Source organism: Streptomyces sp. NPDC002403 (assembly GCF_053593015.1).
The window spans coordinates 211,588-232,274 of record NZ_JBSFBQ010000005.1 but is presented as its reverse complement, the minus strand read 5'-3'; the positions used below and the strand labels follow the sequence as shown (position 1 = coordinate 232,274).

Here is a 20,687-nt window from a genome sequence, read left to right as displayed (position 1 = left end):
CGCCCCTCACTGTGTCACCGGTCAGCGCGTCACACCCTGGCCGCCGCCGCGTCCGCGGCCTGGGCCCTCAGGGCGCGCTCGACGCCCGAGCGGGACTCCGACATCAGCCGGCGCAGGGCCGCGCTCGGCTCCGTCGAGGAGAGCCAGGCATCCGTGGCGTCCAGCGTGGCCTGCGAGACCTGGAGGGCCGGGTAGAGGCCGACCGCGACCTGCTGCGCCATCTCGTGGCTGCGCGAGTCCCAGATGTCCTTCACCGAGGCGAAGAACTTCTCCGTGTACGGAGCCAGCAGCTCGCGCTGGTCGGTCTGGACGAAGCCGGCGATGACCGCCTCCTGGAGGGAGTTCGGCAGCTTGTCGGACTCGATGACCGAGGCCCACGCCTCCGCCTTCGCCTCCTCGGTGGGGCGTGCCGCGCGGGCGGTCGCCGCGTGGAGCTCGCCCGCCGCCGTCTTGTCCCGCTCGTACTCGGCGGCGATCTCGTCCTCCTCGATGAGACCGGTCGCGGCGAGCCGCTCGACGAACGCCCAGCGCAGCTCCGTGTCGACGGCCAGGCCCTCGACCGTCTCCTTGCCGTCGAGCAGCGACTGCAGCAGGTCCGTCTGCTGCGGGGTGCGGGCCGTCGCCGCGAAGGCACGGGCCCAGGCCAGCTGGTGGTCGCTGCCCGGTTCCGCCGCACGCAGGTGCGCGAGGGTGGCCTCGGTCCACTGTGTCAGCCCGGCCTCGCGCCACTCCGGCGCCGCGTACAGGTCCAGCGCCAGCTTCACCTGGCGGTGCAGCGACTGGACGACGCCGATGTCCGACTCCTTGCCGATGCCGGAGAGCACCAGGGCGAGGTAGTCGCGGGTCGCCAGTTCGCCGTCGCGGGTCATGTCCCAGGCGGAGGCCCAGCACAGGGCGCGGGGGAGGGACTCGGTGAAGTCGCCGAGGTGCTCGGTGACGACGCGCAGCGACTCCTCGTCGAGCCGGACCTTCGCGTACGAGAGGTCGTCGTCGTTGAGCAGGATCACGGCGGGGCGGGCGGTACCGGCCGGGAACGGCACGGTCGTGCGCGCCCCGTCGACGTCCAGCTCGATGCGGTCGGTGCGGACCAGCTTGCCGGAGCCGTCGAGGTCGTAGCAGCCGATGGCGATGCGGTGCGGGCGCAGGGTCGGCTCGCCCTTCGCACCGGCGGGGAGGGCCGGGGCCTCCTGGAGCACGGTGAACGAGGTGACGTGGCCGTTCTCGTCCGTGGTGATCTCCGGGCGCAGGATGTTGATGCCCGCCGTCTCCAGCCACGCCTTCGACCAGGTCTTCAGGTCGCGGCCGGAGGTCTCCTCCAGAGCGCCCAGCAGGTCGGAGAGCCGGGTGTTGCCGAAGGCGTGCGCCTTGAAGTACGCCTGGACGCCCTTGAAGAACTCGTCCATGCCGACGTACGCCACCAGCTGCTTCAGGACCGAGGCGCCCTTGGCGTAGGTGATCCCGTCGAAGTTGACCAGCACGTCGTCCAGATCACGGATGTCCGCCATGATCGGGTGCGTGGACGGCAGCTGGTCCTGGCGGTAGGCCCAGGTCTTCTCGGAGTTGGCGAACGTGGTCCAGGAGTTCGGCCACTTCGAGCCCTGCGCGTACGCCTGGCAGGCGACGGAGGTGTACGTGGCGAACGACTCGTTCAGCCACAGGTCGTTCCACCACTCCATGGTGACGAGGTCGCCGAACCACATGTGCGCCAGCTCGTGCAGGATGGTCTCCGCACGCCGCTCGTACGCCGCGTCCGTCACCTTCGAACGGAACACGTACTGGTCGCGGATGGTGACCGCGCCGGCGTTCTCCATCGCGCCGGCGTTGAACTCCGGGACGAACAGCTGGTCGTACTTGGCGAACGGGTAGTCGTAGTCGAACTTCTCCTGGAACCAGTCGAAGCCCTGCCGCGTGACGTCGAAGATCTCGTCCGCGTCCAGGAACTCGGCCAGCGACGGGCGGCAGTAGATGCCGAGCGGGACCGACTGGCCGTCCCGCTCGTAGCTGCTGTGCACCGAGTGGTACGGGCCGGCGATCAGGGCGGTGATGTACGACGAGATGCGCGGCGTCGGCTCGAAGGACCAGACGTCGTCCTGCGGCTCGGGCGTCGGCGAGTTCGAGATGACCGTCCAGCCCGCCGGGGCCTTCACGGTGAACCGGAACGTCGCCTTCAGGTCCGGCTGCTCGAAGCTGGCGAAGACGCGACGCGCGTCCGGCACCTCGAACTGGGTGTAGAGGTACGCCTGCTGGTCGACCGGGTCGACGAAGCGGTGCAGGCCCTCGCCCGTGTTGGTGTACGCGCAGTCGGCGACGACCTTCAGCTCGTTGGAGCCCGCGACCAGGTGCGGGAGCGCGATGCGCGAGTCGCGGAAGACGGCCGCGACGTCCAGCGCCCTGCCGTTCAGCTCGACCTCGTGCACGGCCGGGGCGACCAGGTCGATGAAGGTCTCCGCACCGGCCTCGGCGGAGTCGAAGCGCACGGTGGTCACGGACCGGTAGGTGCCGCCCTCCTGCGCTCCGGAGAGGTCGAGATCGATCTCGTACGCGTCCACGGTCAGCAGGCGCGCCCGCTCCTGTGCCTCTTCGCGGGTCAGATTGGTGCCAGGCACGCGGTCATCTCCTTGGTATGTGACGTTTCCGGTCATCCTTCCACGTCACAGGCTCCGGTGGGGTGGCCTTGTGTGCGCCACCCCGGTAGCATCGGTGGTATGAAGATCAGTGTGAGCCTGCCGCAGGAGGATGTCGCCTTCGTAGACGAGTACGCCCTGAAGACCGACGCGGACTCCCGGTCCGCGGTGATTCACGCCGCGATCGAGCTGTTGCGTACCGCCGGCCTGGAGGCGGAGTACACGGAGGCGTTCGAGGAGTGGGACGCGAGTGAGGACGCCGAGCTCTGGGACCGTACGGTCGGGGACGGAATCGCCGATGCGTAGGGGAGACATCCACCTGGTCGACCTGGAGCCGGCCAGGGGCAGCGAGGCCAACAAGGTCAGGCCGGCCGTGATCGTGTCCAACAACGCCGCCAACCAGTCGGTCGAGCTCAATGGCAGAGGCGTTGTCACCGTGGTGCCCCTGACGTCGAACACCGCCCGTGTCCTCACGTTCCAGGTCCTTCTCGGAGCCGGTGAGTGCCGTCTGCCGAGGGATTCGAAGGCCCAGTGCGAGCAGATCCGGGCAGTCACCCCGGACCGCGTCCTGAAGCGGGTGGGCACCGTACCCCGCCGGCGCATGGCCGAGATCGACGCCGCCCTGCGACGCCACCTCGCACTCTGACGGACACCGAACGCATGCGAAAGGGCGGCCACCGCACCCGGTGGCCGCCCTTCTCCGTGTCCGTCCGGCCTCAGCCGTTCAGCTCCGCCGCGACCAGCTCCGCGATCTGCACCGCGTTCAGCGCCGCGCCCTTGCGCAGGTTGTCGCCGGAGACGAAGAGCGCGAGGCCGTTCTCCACGGTCTCGTCGGCCCGGATCCGGCCGACGAACGAGACGTCCTTGCCTGCCGCTTGGAGCGGGGTGGGGATCTCGGAGACCTCGACGCCCGGCGCGTCCTTCAGCAGCTCGTAGGCGCGCTCGACGCCGATCGGACGGGCGAAACGGGCGTTGACCTGGAGCGAGTGGCCGGTGAAGACCGGCACCCGGACGCAGGTGCCGGACACCTTCAGCTCCGGGATCTCCAGGATCTTGCGGGACTCGTTGCGCAGCTTCTGCTCCTCGTCGGTCTCGAAGGAGCCGTCGTCCACGATCGAACCGGCCAGCGGCAGCACGTTGAAGGCGATCGGACGCTTGTAGACGCCCGGCTCGGGGAACTCGACGGCCTCGCCGTCATGGGTGAGCCTGTCGGCCTCGGCGACGACCTTGGACGCCTGGCCGTGCAGCTCGGCGACGCCGGCCAGACCGGAGCCGGATACCGCCTGGTAGGTGGCGACCGTCAGCGCCTGCAGGCCCGCCTCGTCGTGCAGGGGGCGCAGCACGGGCATGGCGGCCATCGTGGTGCAGTTCGGGTTGGCGATGATGCCCTTGGGCCGGTTCGCGACCGCGTGCGGGTTGACCTCGGAGACGACGAGCGGGACCTCGGGGTCCTTGCGCCAGGCGGAGGAGTTGTCGATCACGACGGCGCCCTGCGAGGCGACCTTCTCGGCGAGCGCCTTCGACGTCGCGCCGCCGGCCGAGAACAGCACGATGTCCAGCCCGGTGTAGTCGGCCGTCGAGGCGTCCTCGACGGTGATCTCCCGGCCCTGCCACTCGATCGTCGAGCCCGCGGAACGCGCGGAGGCGAACAGCCGCAGTTCGTCGGCCGGGAACTTCCGCTCGGCCAGGATCCTGCGCATGACTGTGCCGACCTGACCGGTGGCGCCGACGATTCCGACCTTCACAGGGACTCCTTCGAACGTACGAACTGAGACGGTTGCCGTTCCATGATGCGTATGTTCACGGCTTTCTTGTCCAATCCATTGTCCGAGGTGCGGACAGTGCCCGCACGGCCGGGCGCACAGCAGTGGGGCGGGAGCTCCACCGAGCGCCCGCCCCACTGTCGTACCTGTCGTACGGATCACATGGTGACCGTTACGGCGCGACCTTCTCGATCACGACGCTGCCGGTGCCCGCGGCGGTGCCGCGGCTGTTCACCAGGTGGACCTCGCCGAAGAACTGCCGGCCCTCGGGGGCGGCCCCGGCGACGGAGACCTCGGCACCGATCTGCGCCGAGGCGCCGTTGGCCAGGTTCACGGCCTTCGACTCGTCGACCTTGATCGTGCCGAGCGACGGTGCGTAGTACACGTCGCGGTAGTCGTACGTGGTGGTACCGGCTGGGACGTCGTAGCCGTCGATCACGACGGTGTACGTACCGGCGGCCGGCTTCGCCAGGCTGACGGACTCCTCGGAGCCCGCCGTGGTGGACTTTCCGACCTCGGTGCCGCCTCGGTAGACGTACAGGTCCAGGTCCGCGTTGGCGTCCGACGTGCCGCCGATGGCGACGTCCAGCTTCTCGACGCCCTCACCGATGGTGACCTGGAACTTCTGCTCGTCGCCCGTCCTGATCGACGGCTTCGCGACCTTGGCCGTGCCCAGCGAGCCGCCCTTGAGCGTGCCGGCCAGGTCACCCGCGTTGTTGGTGACCTTCCAGTTCACCGCGGCCGGCGTGCCGATCTTCGCCTCGGCGATGGTCTGCACTGCCGGGTCGAAGGTGGCACCGAGCAGCGAGACGTCCAGCTTGTACGGGTTGTCCAGCAGCGGCGAGGTACGCCGTGCCTCGACCTCGATCTCCCAGACGCCCGGCTGCGGGTCCTTGTACGAGCGCACGTCCGGACGGCAGGTGTTGGCCGGGTTCTCGTAGTTCGGGTAGCAGAAGATCGTGGAGCTGTCCTCCATCTGCACCCCGTACGGGTGGATGGAGATGAAGCGGGTCTGGCTGCCCGAGCGCAGCGCGCTCATCGCGACCTCAAGGGTCTTGGCGCCCTCCGGAACGGTCAGGAAGTACGACTTGCTGCTGTTGCGCTGCACCGAGTCGGACGCCTTGAACGCGTAGGAGGGCTTCACCAGCTTCGTGGAGACGACGACCGTGGTGAGGATCTGCTGGTCCACACCGGCGGTCTTGCTGTCGTCCACCTTCAGGATGGCGCTGTGCACGCCCGCGCTGCCCGGCTTCGCCTGGACCTTGACGGTCACCGGCTTGCCCAGCGGCAGCGAGACCGTGCTCGAACCGGTCAGCTTGAAGGTGCCGTCGTTGTTCTTCCACGACAGCTTGTGCTTGACGGCCTTGTCCGGGCCCGTGGTGCGGGTGACCGTGACGTCGTACGACTTGGTCTGGCCGGCCTTCAGGCCGCCCTCGCGGTCGTACAGGCCGGTGCCGAAGCCGGGGGTCTTCAGCGCGAAGTCGATCGCGGTGTCGACCGGGGCCTTCACCGAGTACTCGTGCGCCGGGGCACCCTGCTTCTCGATCTGCTTCCAGGCGCCGACGATGTTGATCAGACCGGAGCCCTGGGCGTGCGCGGGCACGTCCTTGATGTGGGTGGCGGTGCTGGTCAGCGCGGTGCGCAGATCGGCCGGGGGCAGCTCGATGTGCTTCTGCTTCGCGGCGGACAGCAGCAGCGCGGTCGCGCCGGCGGCCTGCGGCGAGGCCATCGAGGTGCCCTGCAGCATGGAGTAGCCGGCCGGCAGGTCGTAGCCCGACTCCTTGACCGGGCCGCCGGGCAGCCAGGTCTGGGTGGTGTTGATGGCCGCGCCCGGGGCCGTCAGGATCGGCGCGAAGCCGCCGTCCTCACGCGGACCGCGCGAGGAGAAGGGCATCATGTCGTACTTCTTGGTGACGTTCGAGCCGTAGTTGGCGGCCCAGGTCTCCTTGGAGATCGACGCGCCGACGGAGATGACGTGGTCGGCGAGGCCGGGGTCACCGATGGTGTTGACGCCCGGACCGTCGTTGCCGGCCGAGATGACCAGCTGGACGCCGTAGATGTCGATGAGCCGCTTGTAGAGCTCGGCGCGGGCGTTGTTGCCGTCGTTGAGCGGCGGCAGGCCGCCGATCGACATGTTGACGACATCGACGCCGCGGTTCACGACGAGGTCGATCATGCCCTCGGTGAGCGCGATGTTGGTGCAGCCGCCGTCCCAGGTGCAGGCCCGCGAGGAGACGATCTGCGCGCCGGGCGCGGCGCCGTTCATCTTGCCGCCGAACAGGCCGTTCGCGGCGGTGATGCCCGCGACGTGGGTGCCGTGCTCGCTCTCGATGACGCCGATGTTGACGTAGTCGGAGGTGTCACCGGCGGCGTTGTAGACGACGTTCTTGCGGGTCTCGACGACGAACGGGACGCGCTCGGCGACATCGGTCCGCGGGTCGTCCTTGCCGAAGTAGGAGACCTGGTGCTTCTCCTTGTACGGCTTGAGCACGGCGTCGTCGGAGAAGTCCGCGTTGTCGTTCAGGTCGACGCGGGTGGTGCCGGTGACCGGGTCGTAGAGCACGGCCCAGACATCGGTGGTGTCGCCGTCGCGGTTCAGGTCGCCCTTCATGTCGCCGCCCTTGGTGGCGGCCTCGGCGAACAGCCTGATCCGGTAGTCGCCCGCGGGCGCCTTGTACGTACGGCCCTCATAGGTGAACGTCGGGCCGGACACGGCGTCCGTCATCGGCAGCCAGGTGCCGTCGCCGTCGCTGACCGGGTCGGTAGCGGTCACCCAGTCGACGATCTTGCGGGCACCGGTGGTGGTCTTCTGCAGCGCCGGGTGGCCGAGGTCGACACCCGAGTCGAGGACACCGATGGTCACCCCGCGGCCGTCGGCCTTCGGGTGCTGCTGGACGAAGTCGACCGCGCCCGTCTCGAAGGACGGGTTGTACGGGTTCTTCGCCGGGGTCTTCTTGCCGGGCGCCGGGTACGAACCGGTGGCCTTCGCCTTCACCCCGGACCCGGCGGCGCGGTCGGCCGCGGGCGTCGGGTCGTCCAGCTTGATCTCCTGCTTGAGATCGATGCCGTGGACGGACGACAGCTTGGACGCCGCCTTGATGGTGGCCTCGGCGGTTGCGGTGGGCACGGTGGCCCGTACGTAGCCGAGCTTGTCGTACGCACGTCCCAGCACGGAGCCCTTGACGGCGTCCAACTGCTTGGTGACCTGCTCGGTCGCACCGGGAGCGGTGGCGACCATCATCGTGATGTTCTTCTGGCCCTTGGCCTTCGCCTTGGCCAGCAGCTGCTCGTCGTTGGTGCCGAGCTTGTCCGCCGTGGCGCCCTCGGCGGCCGACTTGACGGGAGTGGTGTCGGGCGCGTCGGCGGCGAAGACGGGGGCGACGCCGGTGGCGGCCAGTGCGGCCACCAGACCGGCGGCAGCCGCGACTCGGGCCACGCGTCTCGCCCCGGGTATGGAACTGGGGGATTCGGAGGTCATCAGCATCCCTGGATATGAAAGAGAGAGTCCGGAATTCGATACCGGATGACCGCTCACCCTTTCGTAAATGACAGGGGTTTGTGGAGAGTTGAAGGGGGCGAGATGTGGACATGGCGGAATCCCGCCACTGGTGCTGATGCGCCACCAGGGACGAAGCAATAGATAAGCGACGCCTGTGACCCGCTCCGCCGTTCCCTGCGCTCTCAGCGGGGCAGGATCATCACATACGCGGCCGGTTCGCGGTCGGCCGCCGCCATCAACGCCGTACGCACCACGACCGCCTGCTGTTCGCCCGCGTCGCGGAGCTCCCTCGGCGAGAGGTGTACGACGGTGACGCCGAGCCGCTCCAGATGCTCCCGCTCCGCGGCGTACCCGGACCACGGCGCCCGCGCGTCCAGCTCCACCGCGACCGCCTGCTCGGGCCAGTAGGCGTCCACGCCGCCGAGGCGGGGGCCGCCCGGAAGCCGCAGCTCCACATTCCACAGCGGCTCCGGCAGGCCGTGTACCCGCACCATCTCGTACAGCCGGCCCTCCGCCAGCGCCCGGCCCTCGGCGAGGAACGAGTCCACGGCCTGCACCACCTGGGGCCGGCCCAGCAGCTTCGCGCGGCTCAACTCGCCTACCACCGCGGCCGGTTCGCAGTACCCGCCGCGCACCGCCTCGATGAGCAGCCCGCGCACGGCCAAGGGGTCCTGGAGCCCGGCGACCGCGTCCGCGAGAGCCCGCTCCACCGGGGCCACGGGCAGACCGTCCACCAGCCCGGCGCGGGGTGGAGCGGAGGAGCGCACCACGCGCACGTATCCGACCGAACGCAGCCGCCGGGTGCGCGGCACCAGTACGTCGATCCCGGCCGCCGGGGAGGGCGGCGGCGCGGTGGTGAAGCCGTGCAGGGCGAGTGCGGCGAGCCCCGTGATCATCGCCTCGCCGTACCCGGTGCCCGGGTCCGTTCCCGCTCCGGGCTGCGCCGGGACGTCCCCGCGGCCGGAGGCCGGTGGCCGGCCGGCGTACAGCAGCGCGGAGACCAGCAGCTCCTCGCCGGTGGGCGGCTCCGGGTGCAGGACGTACACGCCGGGCAGCGGCCGCTGCCACGGCCCGCCGGTCCGGCAGCGCGCGGCGGTTTCCGGGGCAGACACCCCCCGCGCCCTCAACTGTGCTGCGGACAGCACGCGTTGGCGGACATCGCCGTCGGTGCGGGGGTGGCAGGGGGAGAGCGGCGTGTTCTGGGTCATGTTCCGGGGTATCCCGCATGCCGCCGCGGCGCTAACCCCTGTTACACGCTCGTCGACAATTCAGTACAACGCCGCCCTAAAGCATGCATGTTCGACGACCGAAAAGGCCCGGCATTTCCGGGAGCCGGACGAGCCGGGGGCGGAAGAGCCGGGCCGGACGAGCCGGGGCGGGGCCGGCCGTACCGGCCCCGCCCCGCCCCGCATCCGTCAGATCCCCGCCGCGGCCTTACCCGCGCCCGTGTCGCACGCCTGCGCCCGCAGGGCCCGCGCCAGGTCGTCCCGGGCCTCCAGCACCAGCCGCCGCAGCGCCGGCGCCGCGTCCTCGTGGGCGGCCAGCCACGCGTCCGTCGCGGCCAGCGTCGACGGGTCGTCCTGGAGCGCCGGGAACAGGCCCTTGACCACGATCACCCCGATCTGGATCGACCGCTCGGCCCAGACCCGCTCGATCGCGTCGAAGTACGTGCCGGTGTACGGCGCCAGCAGCTCCCGCTGCGAGGACTGGGCGAAGCCCGAGATCGTCGCCTCGACCAGCGCGTTGGACAGCGCGTCCGACTCCACGACGGCCGCCCAGGCCTGCGCCTTGACCGCCGCGGAGGGCCGCGAGGCCAGGCACCGCACCTGGTGCCGCTTGCCGGACGCCGTGTCGTCGCGGGCCAGTTCGGCGTCGATCACCGACTCGTCGGCCACCCCGTGCGAGGCCAGCGGGGAGAGGAACGCCCACCGCAGCTCCTGGTCGACGTCGAGCCCGTCGATCCTGGCCGAGCCGTCCAGCAGCCCGGTCAGCAGCTGGAAGTCCGTGTCCGAGTCGGCGGCCGACGCGAAGAACCGCGCCCACGCCAGCTGGTGCTCGCTGCCCGGCTCCGCGACCCGAAGCTCCCGCAGCGCACCCTCGGACAGCGCCCGGCCGCCCTCCTCGCGCCACCCGGGCGCCGCGTACTGCACCAGCGCGGTCCGGGTCCAGGCGTGCAGCATCTGGAGCACACCGATGTCGGACTCCCGGCCCGAGAAGGCCAGCACGAGGGAGACGAAGTCACGGGCGGGCATCAGCCCGTCCCGGGTCAGGTTCCACAGCGCCGACCAGCACAGCGCCCGGGCGAGGGGGTCCGTGATGTCGCCCAGGTGCTCCCGCAGCGTGGCCAGCGACACCTCGTCGAAGCGGACCTTGCAGTACGTGAGGTCGTCGTCGTTGACCAGGATCAGCTCGGGCCGCTCGGCCCCCGCCAGCTCCCCGACCACCGTGCGCGGCCCCGCCACGTCCACCTCGGCGCGGGCGTAGCGCACCAGGTCGCCGTCGGCGGCGCGCCGGTACAGCCCGACCGCGACCCGGTGCGGCCGCAGCTCCGGGTGGGACTCGGCCGCCTCCTGGAGGACCGCCAGCTCCGTGATCCGGTCCGCCGCGTCGTACGTCACGACCGGGGTCAGCGAGTTGACGCCCGCGGTCTGCAGCCACGACCGCGACCAGGCGGTCATGTCCCGCCCGGACGTCTCGGCCAGCACCGACAGCAGGTCGCCCAGCTGAGTGTTGCCGTAGGCGTGCTTCTTGAAGTAGCGCCGGGCGCCCTCCAGGAACGCCTCCCGCCCCACGTACGCCACCAGCTGCTTCAGGACCGAGGCGCCCTTGGCGTACGTGATGCCGTCGAAGTTCAGCTTGGCGTCCTCCAGGTCACGGATGTCGGCCGTGATCGGGTGCGTGGACGGCAGCTGGTCGGCGCGGTACGCCCAGGACTTGCGGTTGTTGGCGAAGGTGATCCAGCCGTTCTCGAAGCGGGTCGACTCCACCATGGAGAACGCGCCCATGAAGTCGGCGAAGGACTCCTTCAGCCACAGGTCGTCCCACCACTGCATGGTGACGAGGTCGCCGAACCACATGTGCGCCATCTCGTGCAGGATGACGTTGGCCCGGCTCTCGTACGCGGCCTGCGTCACCTTGCCGCGGAAGATGTACTCCTCGCGGAACGTGACACAGCCCGGGTTCTCCATCGCGCCGAGGTTGTACTCCGGCACGAACGCCTGGTCGTACTTCCCGAACGGGTACGGGTAGTCGAAGTTGTCGTGGAAGAAGTCCAGGCCCTGCTTGGTGATCAGGAAGACGTCGTCCGCGTCGAAGTGCCGGGCGAGCCCCTTGCGGCACATCGCGCCGAGCGGGATCTCCAGCGTCGTGCCGTCCTCGAACGTACGGCTGTAGGAGTCCGTCACGTAGTGGTACGGACCGGCGACGACCGCCGTGATGTACGTGGAGATCGGCTTCGTCTCGGCGAACCGCCAGACCCCGCCCTCCCGCGACTCCTCGGCGCCGTTGCTCCACACCGTCCAGCCCTCCGGCGCCGTCACCTGGAAGCGGTAGGGGGCCTTCAGGTCGGGCTGCTCGAAGTTGGTGAAGACGCGGCGCGCGTCGGCCGGCTCGTACTGCGTGTAGAGGTAGACCTCGCCGTCCTCCGGGTCGACGAAGCGGTGCATGCCCTCGCCGGTCCGGCTGTACGCGCACTGCGCGTCGACGACCAGGACGTTCTCGCCCTCGGGCAGCCCGTCCAGCGCCACCCGGGTGCCGTCGAAGACCGCGGCGGGGTCGAGCGGCTGCCCGTTCAGCGTCACCGCGTCCACGGCGGGTGCCACCAGGTCCGCGAAGGTCGAGGCACCGGCCCGCGCGTTGCGGAAGCGGATCGTGGTCACCGAGCGGAAGGTGCGCGGACCGGATGCGGCGTCCCCGTCCCCGTCGGGCCCACCGGCGGCGGAACGCAGATCGAGCTCGACCTCGTATCCGTCGACGGTCAGCAGCTCGGCCCTCACGCGGGCCTCGTCACGGGACAGGTTCTCACCGGGCACGGGCACACTCCTTTGTGTCACGTTCGAATGGATTTGATCCTCCCATGCTGCTGCTCGGCCCGGAACTCGGGAATGGCGGGCGCCTGCGGCGGCGTTCTGCGCACAGATGCGATCGCCCTTATGAGGAGAGACGATGCCCGAGAACAGCACGGCGACCGGCAAGACCCCTGTCGACTTCTGGTTCGACCCGCTCTGCCCCTGGGCCTGGATGACCTCCCGCTGGATGCTGGAGGTGGAGAAGGTCCGCGACGTCGAGGTCCGCTGGCACGTGATGAGCCTGTCCGTCCTCAACGAGGACAGGATCGACGAGCTGCCCGAGCAGTACCGCGAGCTGCTGGAGAAGGGCTGGGGCCCGGTCCGCGTGGTCATCGCCGCCCAGCAGAAGCACGGCGACGAGGTCGTCGGCCCGCTGTACACCGCGCTCGGCACCCGCTTCCACAACCTGGGCGAGGGCCCCACCCGCGAGGCGGTCGTGGGCGCGCTCCAGGACGTCGGCCTGCCCGTCGAGCTGGCGGACTTCGCCGACTCGGACGTGTACGACGCCGAGCTGCGCGCCTCCCACAAGGAGGGCATCGACAAGGTCGGCCAGGACGTCGGCACCCCGGTCATCGCCGTCCCGGGCGCGGACGGCGAGCAGATCGCCTTCTTCGGCCCGGTCGTCACCCCCGCCCCGAAGGGCGAGGAGGCGGCGAAGCTGTGGGACGGCACGCTGCTGGTGGCGTCGATCCCCGGCTTCTACGAGATCAAGCGGACCCGGACCCAGGGGCCGATCTTCGACTGACCTGCCGGGCGCGGTGCGGGTCCGGACCGCTGTCCGGGCCCGCACCGTCCTCGTCCTCGTCGAAATCTCCCAGATGCAGCGGGGGCCGCGGACCGCGTTCCTGCCGCCCGAGCACCGCCGGAAGAAGCCCACCCATCCCCTTCGGCCGGACCGTCTCCCGGGTGGTCGCCAGTTCGTCCACCGTCCACCAGCGATGGCCGTACCGGGCCTCGTCGGTCTCCACCCGCATCGCCGCCACCTCGGCGGCGGTGACGCGGGCCACGCGGTACTCCTCGTACTGGTCGAAGCCCCGGCCGTCCACGCCGAACAGCGTTTGCCGGGTCCACACCACCGGCCCGATCCGGTCGGCCGACAGGCTCAGCGCGGTCTCCTCCCGGACCTCACGCATCGCGGCCCGCACATAGTCCTCGCCCTCCTCGACCCCGCCGCCGACGGTGAACCACCAGCGGGCACCGTCCCGTCCCGGGTCCCTGCCGCACAAGAGCAGCAGTCGGTCATGCCCGTCGATCAGCAGAACCCGTGACGTCCACCGCTTCCGAAGCTCCATGTCCCGAAGTCCCATGGGGTGCAACGCTATCCACTGCTCCCGCGGCACGGCGCCCGGCCGCGGTCAGGGCCAGGGTGACCGTGATCGAGGCCGCCGCCATCACGGTCATCGCCGTCGCGGGGGAGGTCCACTGGGCGACGGTGCCGGCCAGCGCCGCCGCGACGCCCTGCATGGTGAGCATCCCGGAGGAGTGCAGGCCGAGCGCCTGACCGGTGAACTCGTCCGGGACCAGGGCCATCAGCCGCTCCTGGAACAGCAGACTCGCCGAGAACCCGACCGAGGCGAGCACCGCCAGGGCGAGCGCCAGGGGGAGCGCCGGGCGCATGACGAAGAGCAGATACGGGGCGGCCAGGAGCAGTTGCATCGGAGTGGCCAGCCGTCCCCGCCACTGCCGCGCGAACAACCGGCCCACCAGGGTGTCCCCGATGAGCATCCCCAGCGCGGCGAAGGCGAAGAGGAGCCCGGCCTGCTCGGGGGCGTACGGGACGAAGAGCGACTCGCAGCCGACGATCAGTCCGTTCGGCACCCAGAGCGCGAGATAGACCCGGCGGCGCGGGCCCGAAGACCACAGCAGGGCGTTGACCCGCCAGGTCTCGGCGGCCGACGGCCGGCCGGAGGCGCGCGGCGCCCTGCGCACCAGCCCGAACCGGGCGACGGCCGCACCCGTCAGATACAGGGCGGCGGCGACCAGCAGCGTGCCGCGCGCGGAGAACGTCGCCACCAGCAGCCCGCCGAGCGCGAACCCGCCGATCTGCATCAGGCCGGAGCACATGTTCAGTACGGAACGCCCCAGCAGATAACCGTCCTTGGGCAGCACCTCGTTGAGCAGCCCGTACCGCACCCCGCCGCCCACGGCCGCGACCACCCCCTGGGCCAGGATGATCGCGAAGACCACCGGCAGCGGCAGCCCGGGCACGGCGAGGACGGCGGTGGTCAGTGCGAAGGCGAGCGCCAGACCGGTCGTCGCGGCCCGGGGCGGCAGCCGGTCCGCCGCGGACATCAGCAGGGTCGCCCCGATCATCTGGGCGAGCGAGGAGCCGAACATGGACAGGGCGGCGAGGAGCGGCGAGTCGGTCGCGGCGTAGACGAGGGTGCCGAGGGCCAGCCCGCTCGTCGTCGACGCGGCGACCTGGACGGCGCTGGTCGCGAAGAGCGGACCGAACTGCGGCGTACGGAAGAGGTCCTGGTAGGTGCGCATCCGGGGAGTCTCGGCGGCGGACCGGGACGACCGTTAAAGTTTCGCGCGGAGGCGAAACGTCATGGGCATGTGGCAGATCGACACGGACACGCTCGCGGGGAGCCGGTTCGTCGTCTCACCCCTCGCCGAGACCGTCTCCGCCCTGAACTCCCTGGAGCGGGGCCGGCCCGAGCACCCGGGCGAACGGGCCTGGCTCGACGCCCATCTGCCCGCCTACCGCGCCCGGCAGGCCGCCGACCCGGTCGCGGCCCTTCTCGTACCGGCGGGGCTCGGCGGCAGCTGGAGCGCGGACTTCATCACCCCCACACCGACGGGCGAGGGCGCCCCGACCTTCGAGGAGGAGCTGGCCCCCGTCCGGGCGACCACCCCCGAGCGCGCCCGGGCGGACCTGACGCTCTCGCTCGGCGGCGGCCCGCTCCCCCCGCTCCTGGACCGCGACGACCTGGCCCGGCGGATCGCCGATGTCCTGCACTGGGTCTGGCTGCACACCGTCCTGCCGGACTGGCCGCGCCGCCGCCGGATCATCGAGGCGGACATCGTCGCGCGGACCGGCCAGCTGAGCCAGGGCGGCTGGGCGGCCGCCCTGGGCGGTCTGTGCCCGGGGATGCGGTGGCTGGGCGGGAGCCGTCTCCAGATCAACGCGCACGACTATCCCCCGAAGCAACTCTCCGGCGTACGGCTGCTGTTCGTGCCGGTCACCCAGCGCTCGGGCTGGGCCTCCTGGGACGACGCAGCCGAGCGCTACGCGCTCGTCTACCCCTGCTCCGGCGCCCTGGCCGACGCGGACCGGGCCCGGGTCCCGAACAGCCTCTCCCGCCTGCTCGGCCCCGCGCGGGCGTCGGTCCTCGTCCTCCTCTCCAGCCCGAAGAGCACCACCCAACTGGTAGCCCTGACCGACCAGGCCCTCGGCTCGGTGGGCCGCCACCTCAGGATCCTCCTGGACGCGGGCCTGGCGGACCGCCGTAGAGCCGGCCGCTCGGTCCTGTACTTCCGCACGGAGGCGGGCGACGTGCTGGTGGGGGCGCAGGGGGACGGCTGAGGAGGGCGGCCGTTCACCCCTTCAAAGCGGCAGCGGCGCTCGTCGACGGAGCGAGCCCCCTCACCGACCGCGAACGCGACGTGCTGCGCACGGCTCTACGCACGCGGAGATCGCCGCCGCGCTCCACCTCTCCCAGGGAACCCGGTCCGCATCGCGCGCGAGAAGGGCCGGCCGTAGGCAGCTCCGTTTGGGCCGGGCCGGGCTCAGGTGGGGAATTCGCCGAGCCAGGTGTGCTGGAGAAGGTGCTTGGGCAGGTAATCGGACTCGACACCGATGGGGAATTTTCCGTCGTATGCGAGGCAGGCGATGGCGAGTGGCCCGAGGGCGATGCTGCCCTTGATGTCGATGGTCCGTTCCTCGTTCAGGGTCCAGTACGCCTGGTGCAGCTTCAGGGCTTCGACCAGGGCGGGGGCGAAGCCTTCGGTGTCCCTGGTGACGAAGTGGTAGAAGAGATTGATCGGCGGATAGAGCTGCCCCTGGAGAAGATCGAGCGGAGTGATCCGTGCGACTGAGGGGTCCGACATCTGGAGCGCGGCAGTGAGCTTTTCCACCAGGCCGGGGCGCCGCAGCCAGTAGGTCTGGAGTGCGTCGACCCAGTGGTAGATGTACTCGTCGTACGCCCCTTCCGGAGCGCGCAGCCGCTCCAGCGGGATCTCGCACAACTGCGTCATTCGTTGCTGCTCACGGCAGATGAGGGCGAGCCAGAAGGCCGTCAGCCAGTTGCCCGCGTCCGCGGACGACCGCGGACCCGCAGCTGCCGGCAGAATCCGCAGCTTCCGGTTGATGCGGCATTCGACAGTCCCTTCGTCCATCCCTGTCACGGCGAACAATGCCGAGCTCAGCTGCATGGCATTGACCGTGGCCTCCCATGTCTCCACCGCCGCCGCTCTCGGGTCGACGACGCAGTGGGCACGCAGGGAAAGGGCAGCCGTGCCGAGTACGGAGTCGATCGCTTCCGTCGAAGCTTCGAGACGATCGACGCTCTTGAACAGGTACTCGTCCGTCCGCTCCGCGAACCGCTCGGCATCGGGGCCGTCAGGCATATCATGTCGGGCAAAGGCTACGGTCACCGAAGAGTCTCCTTGCTGATGTCGAACCGCCTGTAATGATAGCCATTGTATGTTCCGGTATTTTTCGTACCTTTGACGACAACATACTCCAGCTTGCGATGTTCGATTGCCTTTTCCAAGGCTTCCACGGTCTCGTATTCGCCCCGCTCTTTCATTTTCTCGATAATGTCAAGGAAATATTCGCGGCTTCCCTGGGAGACTTGCTTACCGTTGGGCAGGGTCCTTCTTCCGAGCTCTGTCGTCGTGCTGCTCTTGGCCTCGATGACAACGACACGCCCGTCTTCGTGTGTCCATACTTGATCGAACTGATCGTTCCCGCTCTTCGGGCCGAGAAGTTCTTCTTTTTGGAACCCCGGGTGCTGCTCGGCCATGTAATGGTACTCCGCCACCGTCTCTCCGAATTCTTCGGCGGCATGTCCCATCTGGGTATGGGATTCCTTGTATGTGCCCTTGGCTTCCCCCAGGAGTCCGGCTGATTCGAACGTGCCGTGAGTTTCGTGGGCCTTGGTTGCTTCCGCCTTCCAGTCTGTTACCAGGTTGTCCCACTGGATGGCGAAATGGCGCTTCTGTGCGGCCTCTTCCAGAATTTTTGATCTGAACTTGCTTGTGAGGGTGTCTGCTTTTACAGAAATATAGCCCTCGTCCAGGTAGTGAGGGGTAGGGGGAGAAGGGACGTCCTTGGCGCGGATCCACGGGTCGCTATCCAACAGACGGGTGAGCTGAGGCGGAGCGAACCCGCTCGCGTCGTGTCGCTCCACCCTGATGCGTGTTCCGTCTTTTCTGTAGTAACGCTCGAAGTAACCCGGCTCTTCGTTGGCGCGGTGGACCTGGATTTCCTCGATCTGCTCCCGGGTGAGTGAATCGCGAGGACCATAGGGGTTGGCGCCGTCGCGCATGAAACCGGGGCGTGGCACGGGCTGGCGTTGCGGCGGGATCGCGCTGTCGCCGATGTGAGTGCCGCCGCCGCGGCCACCGGTGGCCGGAGGGCCGGGGTGGCCGGAGCCGGTGGTGAGGTCGTGGCCGACGGTGGGGCCTGTGCCTGATGGCCCGGTGTGGTGGGCAGGCCCGTTTCCGCCTGATCTGCCGCTGGGGGCGTTGCTGTCCAGATGGTTGCTGGGTGTGTTGTCGCCGACGCCGCCGCCAGGTGCGTGGTGGGGGCCGCTGTCCGGTAGATGGTTGCCCGCACTTCCGCCCGATGCGTCGCTTCCGGGCCGGCCGAGGTCGCCCAGGTCGTTGCCCAGACGGATGGCGTCGTCGCCGGTGCGAGCGCCTGCGCCGGTCAGGGCCGGTTCGCGTATGGGTTCCGAAGCCTGTGCACGGGGCTGTCGGTGGGCTTGGTCGGCGCGTTGGGCGAGGGAGCCGTCCTCGTTGTAGAGGTTGCCGTCGCGGTCCAGGTACGGAGCGCCCTCGTCGAAGGGGGATCTGACGGTGCCTTCGGGGAGCGCCACGGCTTTGTCGGGGAGTCTGACGGTGCCGTCGGGGAGGGTGGTGACGCCTTCGGGGACGGCGGCGCCTTCGGGGAGGTGGAGCGTGCCGTCGGGGAGTCTGAGGGTGCCTTCGGGGAGGGTGATGACGTGGTCGGGGAGGGGCGGGAACTCGACGTGGCCCAGGCCCTTGAGGCCGGCCATGACGTCGCCGATCCTCCTCAGCCCGACGCCTGCGCCCTTGAAGACGTAGGTCATGGGGTCCACGGCACGGGCGGTCCTGCTGGTGAGGGAGAGGGCCTTGGCGGCCAGGCCGGCTTTGCCCGCGCCTGCTGCGGCGCCGCCGGTGCCGCCGGTGAAGACGGTGGTCAGGACGTTGAAGGTGACCGCTCCGGCGGCGCGGGAGGGGTTGCTGCCCCACTGGTCCCAGGCGATCAGGGCCTTGCCGGTCTCCTTCACCGCGGTCTGGGAGTCGCGTATCCAGGCGGAGTGGTCGCCGGGCAGGACGTGCAGGACGAGCATCGCGGCGGGGGAGAGCCCGGTGGCGAGTTTGGCCAGACCGGTCCATGCCTCCTTCGCGGCGTCCCCACCCTCGAAACCGACCAGGGTGCCCAGGCCCTTGAGAGTGCCCCAGACCCCGTCGACGAGGAACCCCTTGCCGAAGTCGTAGGCGTGCTCCCACACCTGCCACCAGGGCGTCGACTCCTCGACCGCCTCGCCCCAGGGCAGGCTCTCGGCCTGCTTGAGGGCCTCGGCGTCGTACCCGTAGGTGCTCTTCTTGCCGGAGCCGTCATCGGTCTTCAGCGCCTTGCCGCCGACCAGGGCGACGATCTTGGCGTGACAGGCCCGTTCCACCTCCTGGAAGGCGGTCCAGACCTCGGCTATCTCGCCACGGCGCCGGTTGTTCTCCTCGACCAGGTCACCGTCCTCGCGCCACTTGTCGTCGCCTTCGGCCCTGACCCGGAAGGCGACCGCGTCCCGCTTGAGCTCCTTGAGCTTCTCCACCAGCGGGAAGGCATCGTCCGAGTACGTACTCAGTGCACCGGCGATGACGCACAGGTCCGAACTCAGAGACAGCCCGGTCGCCGCCACCGGAGCGGTCGTCGCGAACAACTGCTCCGCCTCGGGCGCCTTGTAGAAGGCGCTCAGCCCGCCGAAGCTGCTGTGCACATCACCGGCAGCCGTCGCGATCGCGGCCCCGTGGCCCGACAGAGCCGTCACCTTCGTGTCGAGCAGGGCCAGGTCACCGGTGAAGACCGGTATCCCCACCGGGTCGACCGGCTCGGTGTCGCTCACCGGTGCCCCTGCATGCCCTTGAGGACGTCCAGACGTACGGCCTTCGCCGCGTCCTGTGCGTGCCGGGCCGTCTCCAGATCACCCTCGCAGTACGCGTTGGTGGCCTCGACCACACCCAGTACGGACGCCTCGATCCGCTCGGCCGCCGCCTTGAGGTCCTTCTTGCGCTCACCCAGATACTCACCCAGCGCCGCGGCCACCGGCCCCATCGCCTGGCGGGACAACGGCGCCTGACCCGGAGCCACCGGCCCCTGAAGGTGCGTGACCGCCTGCGGGCCCGGCACCGCCGTACCCGCCGCCTGAGCCGCCTCCGACACCGTCGTCATCAAAGCCGTCAGGGCCTTCTCCAGATCACCGGCATGCGTACCGACAACCTTCAACTGCCCCTGCACACCCTGCGGTCTGATGTCCCACGCCACCATGGAGAGCCCCCCCTCTTGCCGGTTGCCCTCGACGTCAGGGACGTTCCGGAAGTTTGAACAACCGTTCGCACGCTCTTCTTTATCAACTCGAACATCGCTGATGCAATCAGCAAATCAACAATCGGCCAACTGTGGCCAGTGCCTGATGGGGAGACCAGGATCGTGCTTCCACATGCGCTTGGTGTGAGAGCTGGGGGTCGGCTCCGTGAGTCCGTATCTGCGTGGCGGATTTGCTGGCGGAGGTATGGCGCCAGGGCGGAGCGGGTTACGGGGCCTGTATTCCGGTCGCAGATCACGACCTTGGGGTTGGGGGCATCCCCGAATGCCTCGTCTGGCAGGGTTGGCGGATGGTCGAGCGCGAGGATTCCCACTCTGACGACCGGCAGGCGCGGGCGCTCCAGTCGTTCCTCGCCACGCTGTGGAGCATGGTCGTCAACGAGGACGGTTACACCGATGGTCACCCGTCCTGGCTCGAACCCGAGCTCAGGAGCGACCAGCAGGGCAACGATCCCGCCGGCCCCGGGACAAGCGCGCTCCAGCGGGTTCTGGCGTGCGGTGTGGACCCGGACGATCTGACCGACGTGGTACGGGAGGTGCAGCACGCAGTCCTCTACAACGTCTGCCAGTTGCTCGACGATCCCGGACTGCTGGGCATCGGGACGGACCACGAGGGGTCCCGGCCCGAGGAGTTCCGCTGGGAGCTCGTGGCGGTCCGCGACGACGAGCCGGCCGGACGAGTGCCGGTCCACGGGCTGCACTCCTCACTCGACGAACTCGACCCCAGCGGCCGCCACGGCGAGCCGCGCGGCCGCCCGATCCCTGCCCGGTTGCCGGACCAGCCGCTCCACGCGAGGCTCGCCGTCGCCCACGCACGGGCGGGCGACCGCATCCGGGCGATCAGCACCTGGCGCAAGGCGACCGGTGCGACCGTGACGGAGGCGAAGGCGGCCGTCGATCTTCTGCTCGACCGGGCGGGGCAGGGGCCGACCTGAC

At 69.8% G+C, this 20,687-nt stretch carries 15 protein-coding genes and 1 pseudogene; 6 read left to right on the top strand and 10 right to left on the bottom strand.

Translation table 11 applies throughout. The features are described 5' to 3' along the window. Positions 1 to 29: 29 nt before the first annotated feature. Positions 30 to 2,606 (bottom strand): aminopeptidase N, encoded by a 2,577-nt coding sequence (gene pepN / locus ACWCPY_RS08985; RefSeq protein ID WP_451263664.1) that lies wholly within the window; start codon positions 2,604 to 2,606, stop codon positions 30 to 32. 99 nt (positions 2,607 to 2,705) lie between these two features. Between pepN (ACWCPY_RS08985) and ACWCPY_RS08980 the strand changes: the two genes are divergently transcribed. Both ACWCPY_RS08980 and ACWCPY_RS08975 read left to right on the top strand, forming a co-directional pair. After that, the gene (locus ACWCPY_RS08980) at positions 2,706 to 2,930 is read left to right on the top strand and encodes a ribbon-helix-helix domain-containing protein (RefSeq protein WP_403771844.1); all 225 of its coding nucleotides are present in this window, start codon (positions 2,706 to 2,708) and stop codon (positions 2,928 to 2,930) included. Next, positions 2,923 to 3,270, top strand: coding sequence for a type II toxin-antitoxin system PemK/MazF family toxin (locus tag ACWCPY_RS08975; RefSeq protein WP_403771847.1), 348 nt, complete (start codon positions 2,923 to 2,925; stop codon positions 3,268 to 3,270). Before ACWCPY_RS08980 ends, ACWCPY_RS08975 begins: the two co-directional genes overlap by 8 nt. 70 nt (positions 3,271 to 3,340) lie before the next feature. Here the strand turns inward: ACWCPY_RS08975 and ACWCPY_RS08970 are convergent, their stop codons facing one another. The 4 genes from ACWCPY_RS08970 to pepN (ACWCPY_RS08955) all read right to left on the bottom strand — a co-directional run bounded on the left by ACWCPY_RS08970 (position 3,341) and on the right by pepN (ACWCPY_RS08955) (position 11,917). After that, complete coding sequence (locus ACWCPY_RS08970) at positions 3,341 to 4,369, bottom strand: aspartate-semialdehyde dehydrogenase (protein ID WP_451263663.1); 1,029 nt, start codon at positions 4,367 to 4,369, stop codon at positions 3,341 to 3,343. Between the two features lie 190 nt (positions 4,370 to 4,559). Beyond that, positions 4,560 to 7,871 carry a S8 family serine peptidase gene (locus ACWCPY_RS08965; protein ID WP_451263662.1) on the bottom strand — a complete coding sequence of 1,104 codons (3,312 nt, stop codon included), beginning with the start codon at positions 7,869 to 7,871 and terminating at the stop codon, positions 4,560 to 4,562. 197 nt (positions 7,872 to 8,068) lie between these two features. Further along, positions 8,069 to 9,094 carry a hypothetical protein gene (locus ACWCPY_RS08960; RefSeq protein ID WP_451263661.1) on the bottom strand — a complete coding sequence of 342 codons (1,026 nt, stop codon included), beginning with the start codon at positions 9,092 to 9,094 and terminating at the stop codon, positions 8,069 to 8,071. Positions 9,095 to 9,301: 207 nt separating this feature from the next. Then, a complete protein-coding gene (pepN, locus tag ACWCPY_RS08955) occupies positions 9,302 to 11,917 on the bottom strand; it encodes an aminopeptidase N (RefSeq protein WP_451263660.1) in 2,616 nt (871 codons plus the stop codon). A 133-nt stretch (positions 11,918 to 12,050) separates the two neighbouring features. Here pepN (ACWCPY_RS08955) and ACWCPY_RS08950 point away from each other — a divergent pair, with 133 nt between their 5' ends. Continuing rightward, positions 12,051 to 12,698, top strand: a complete 648-nt coding sequence (locus tag ACWCPY_RS08950) for a mycothiol-dependent nitroreductase Rv2466c family protein (protein WP_451263659.1) — start codon at positions 12,051 to 12,053, stop codon at positions 12,696 to 12,698. Here the strand turns inward: ACWCPY_RS08950 and ACWCPY_RS08945 are convergent. Beyond that, positions 12,661 to 13,245, bottom strand: a complete 585-nt coding sequence (locus ACWCPY_RS08945) for an NUDIX hydrolase (protein WP_451263658.1) — start codon at positions 13,243 to 13,245, stop codon at positions 12,661 to 12,663. The two genes, ACWCPY_RS08950 and ACWCPY_RS08945, sit on opposite strands and share 38 nt — an antisense overlap. Beyond that, positions 13,193 to 14,443 (bottom strand): MFS transporter, encoded by a 1,251-nt coding sequence (locus ACWCPY_RS08940; protein ID WP_451263657.1) that lies wholly within the window; start codon positions 14,441 to 14,443, stop codon positions 13,193 to 13,195. The genes ACWCPY_RS08945 and ACWCPY_RS08940 overlap by 53 nt, the downstream gene beginning before the upstream one ends. A gap of 61 nt (positions 14,444 to 14,504) precedes the next feature. Between ACWCPY_RS08940 and ACWCPY_RS08935 the strand changes: the two genes are divergently transcribed. Both ACWCPY_RS08935 and ACWCPY_RS08930 read left to right on the top strand, forming a co-directional pair. Continuing rightward, positions 14,505 to 15,482 (top strand): winged helix-turn-helix domain-containing protein, encoded by a 978-nt coding sequence (locus tag ACWCPY_RS08935; protein ID WP_451263656.1) that lies wholly within the window; start codon positions 14,505 to 14,507, stop codon positions 15,480 to 15,482. An 11-nt stretch (positions 15,483 to 15,493) separates the two neighbouring features. Beyond that, a pseudogene (locus ACWCPY_RS08930) lies at positions 15,494 to 15,624 on the top strand (DNA-binding response regulator); the annotation flags it as partial. Between the two features lie 61 nt (positions 15,625 to 15,685). Here the strand turns inward: ACWCPY_RS08930 and ACWCPY_RS08925 are convergent. From ACWCPY_RS08925 to ACWCPY_RS08915, 3 genes are read right to left on the bottom strand one after another with little or no spacing between them, the layout of a single operon-like run. Next, positions 15,686 to 16,552: an immunity 49 family protein gene (locus ACWCPY_RS08925; RefSeq protein ID WP_451263655.1), complete on the bottom strand. Its 867-nt coding sequence runs from the start codon at positions 16,550 to 16,552 to the stop codon at positions 15,686 to 15,688. Continuing rightward, on the bottom strand, positions 16,549 to 19,272 hold the full coding sequence (locus ACWCPY_RS08920) for a hypothetical protein (RefSeq protein ID WP_451263654.1): 2,724 nt from the start codon (positions 19,270 to 19,272) through the stop codon (positions 16,549 to 16,551). The genes ACWCPY_RS08925 and ACWCPY_RS08920 overlap by 4 nt, the downstream gene beginning before the upstream one ends. Next, on the bottom strand, positions 19,269 to 19,694 hold the full coding sequence (locus ACWCPY_RS08915) for a DUF6507 family protein (RefSeq protein WP_451263653.1): 426 nt from the start codon (positions 19,692 to 19,694) through the stop codon (positions 19,269 to 19,271). The genes ACWCPY_RS08920 and ACWCPY_RS08915 overlap by 4 nt, the downstream gene beginning before the upstream one ends. A gap of 347 nt (positions 19,695 to 20,041) precedes the next feature. On the opposite strand from ACWCPY_RS08915, the gene ACWCPY_RS08910 reads away from it, so the two are divergent. Further along, positions 20,042 to 20,686 carry a hypothetical protein gene (locus ACWCPY_RS08910; RefSeq protein WP_451263652.1) on the top strand — a complete coding sequence of 215 codons (645 nt, stop codon included), beginning with the start codon at positions 20,042 to 20,044 and terminating at the stop codon, positions 20,684 to 20,686. Position 20,687: the final 1 nt, after the last annotated feature.

Coding starts and splice junctions, on each gene's coding strand:
- ACWCPY_RS08980 (WP_403771844.1), top strand. CDS start 2,706: ATGAAGATCAGTGTGAGCCTGCCGCAGGAGGATGTCGCCTTCGTAGAC.
- ACWCPY_RS08935 (WP_451263656.1), top strand. CDS start 14,505: ATGGGCATGTGGCAGATCGACACGGACACGCTCGCGGGGAGCCGGTTC.
- ACWCPY_RS08960 (WP_451263661.1), bottom strand. CDS start 9,094: ATGACCCAGAACACGCCGCTCTCCCCCTGCCACCCCCGCACCGACGGC.
- ACWCPY_RS08915 (WP_451263653.1), bottom strand. CDS start 19,694: ATGGTGGCGTGGGACATCAGACCGCAGGGTGTGCAGGGGCAGTTGAAG.
- ACWCPY_RS08945 (WP_451263658.1), bottom strand. CDS start 13,245: ATGGAGCTTCGGAAGCGGTGGACGTCACGGGTTCTGCTGATCGACGGG.
- ACWCPY_RS08975 (WP_403771847.1), top strand. CDS start 2,923: ATGCGTAGGGGAGACATCCACCTGGTCGACCTGGAGCCGGCCAGGGGC.
- ACWCPY_RS08950 (WP_451263659.1), top strand. CDS start 12,051: ATGCCCGAGAACAGCACGGCGACCGGCAAGACCCCTGTCGACTTCTGG.
- ACWCPY_RS08940 (WP_451263657.1), bottom strand. CDS start 14,443: ATGCGCACCTACCAGGACCTCTTCCGTACGCCGCAGTTCGGTCCGCTC.
- ACWCPY_RS08965 (WP_451263662.1), bottom strand. CDS start 7,871: ATGCTGATGACCTCCGAATCCCCCAGTTCCATACCCGGGGCGAGACGC.
- ACWCPY_RS08910 (WP_451263652.1), top strand. CDS start 20,042: ATGGTCGAGCGCGAGGATTCCCACTCTGACGACCGGCAGGCGCGGGCG.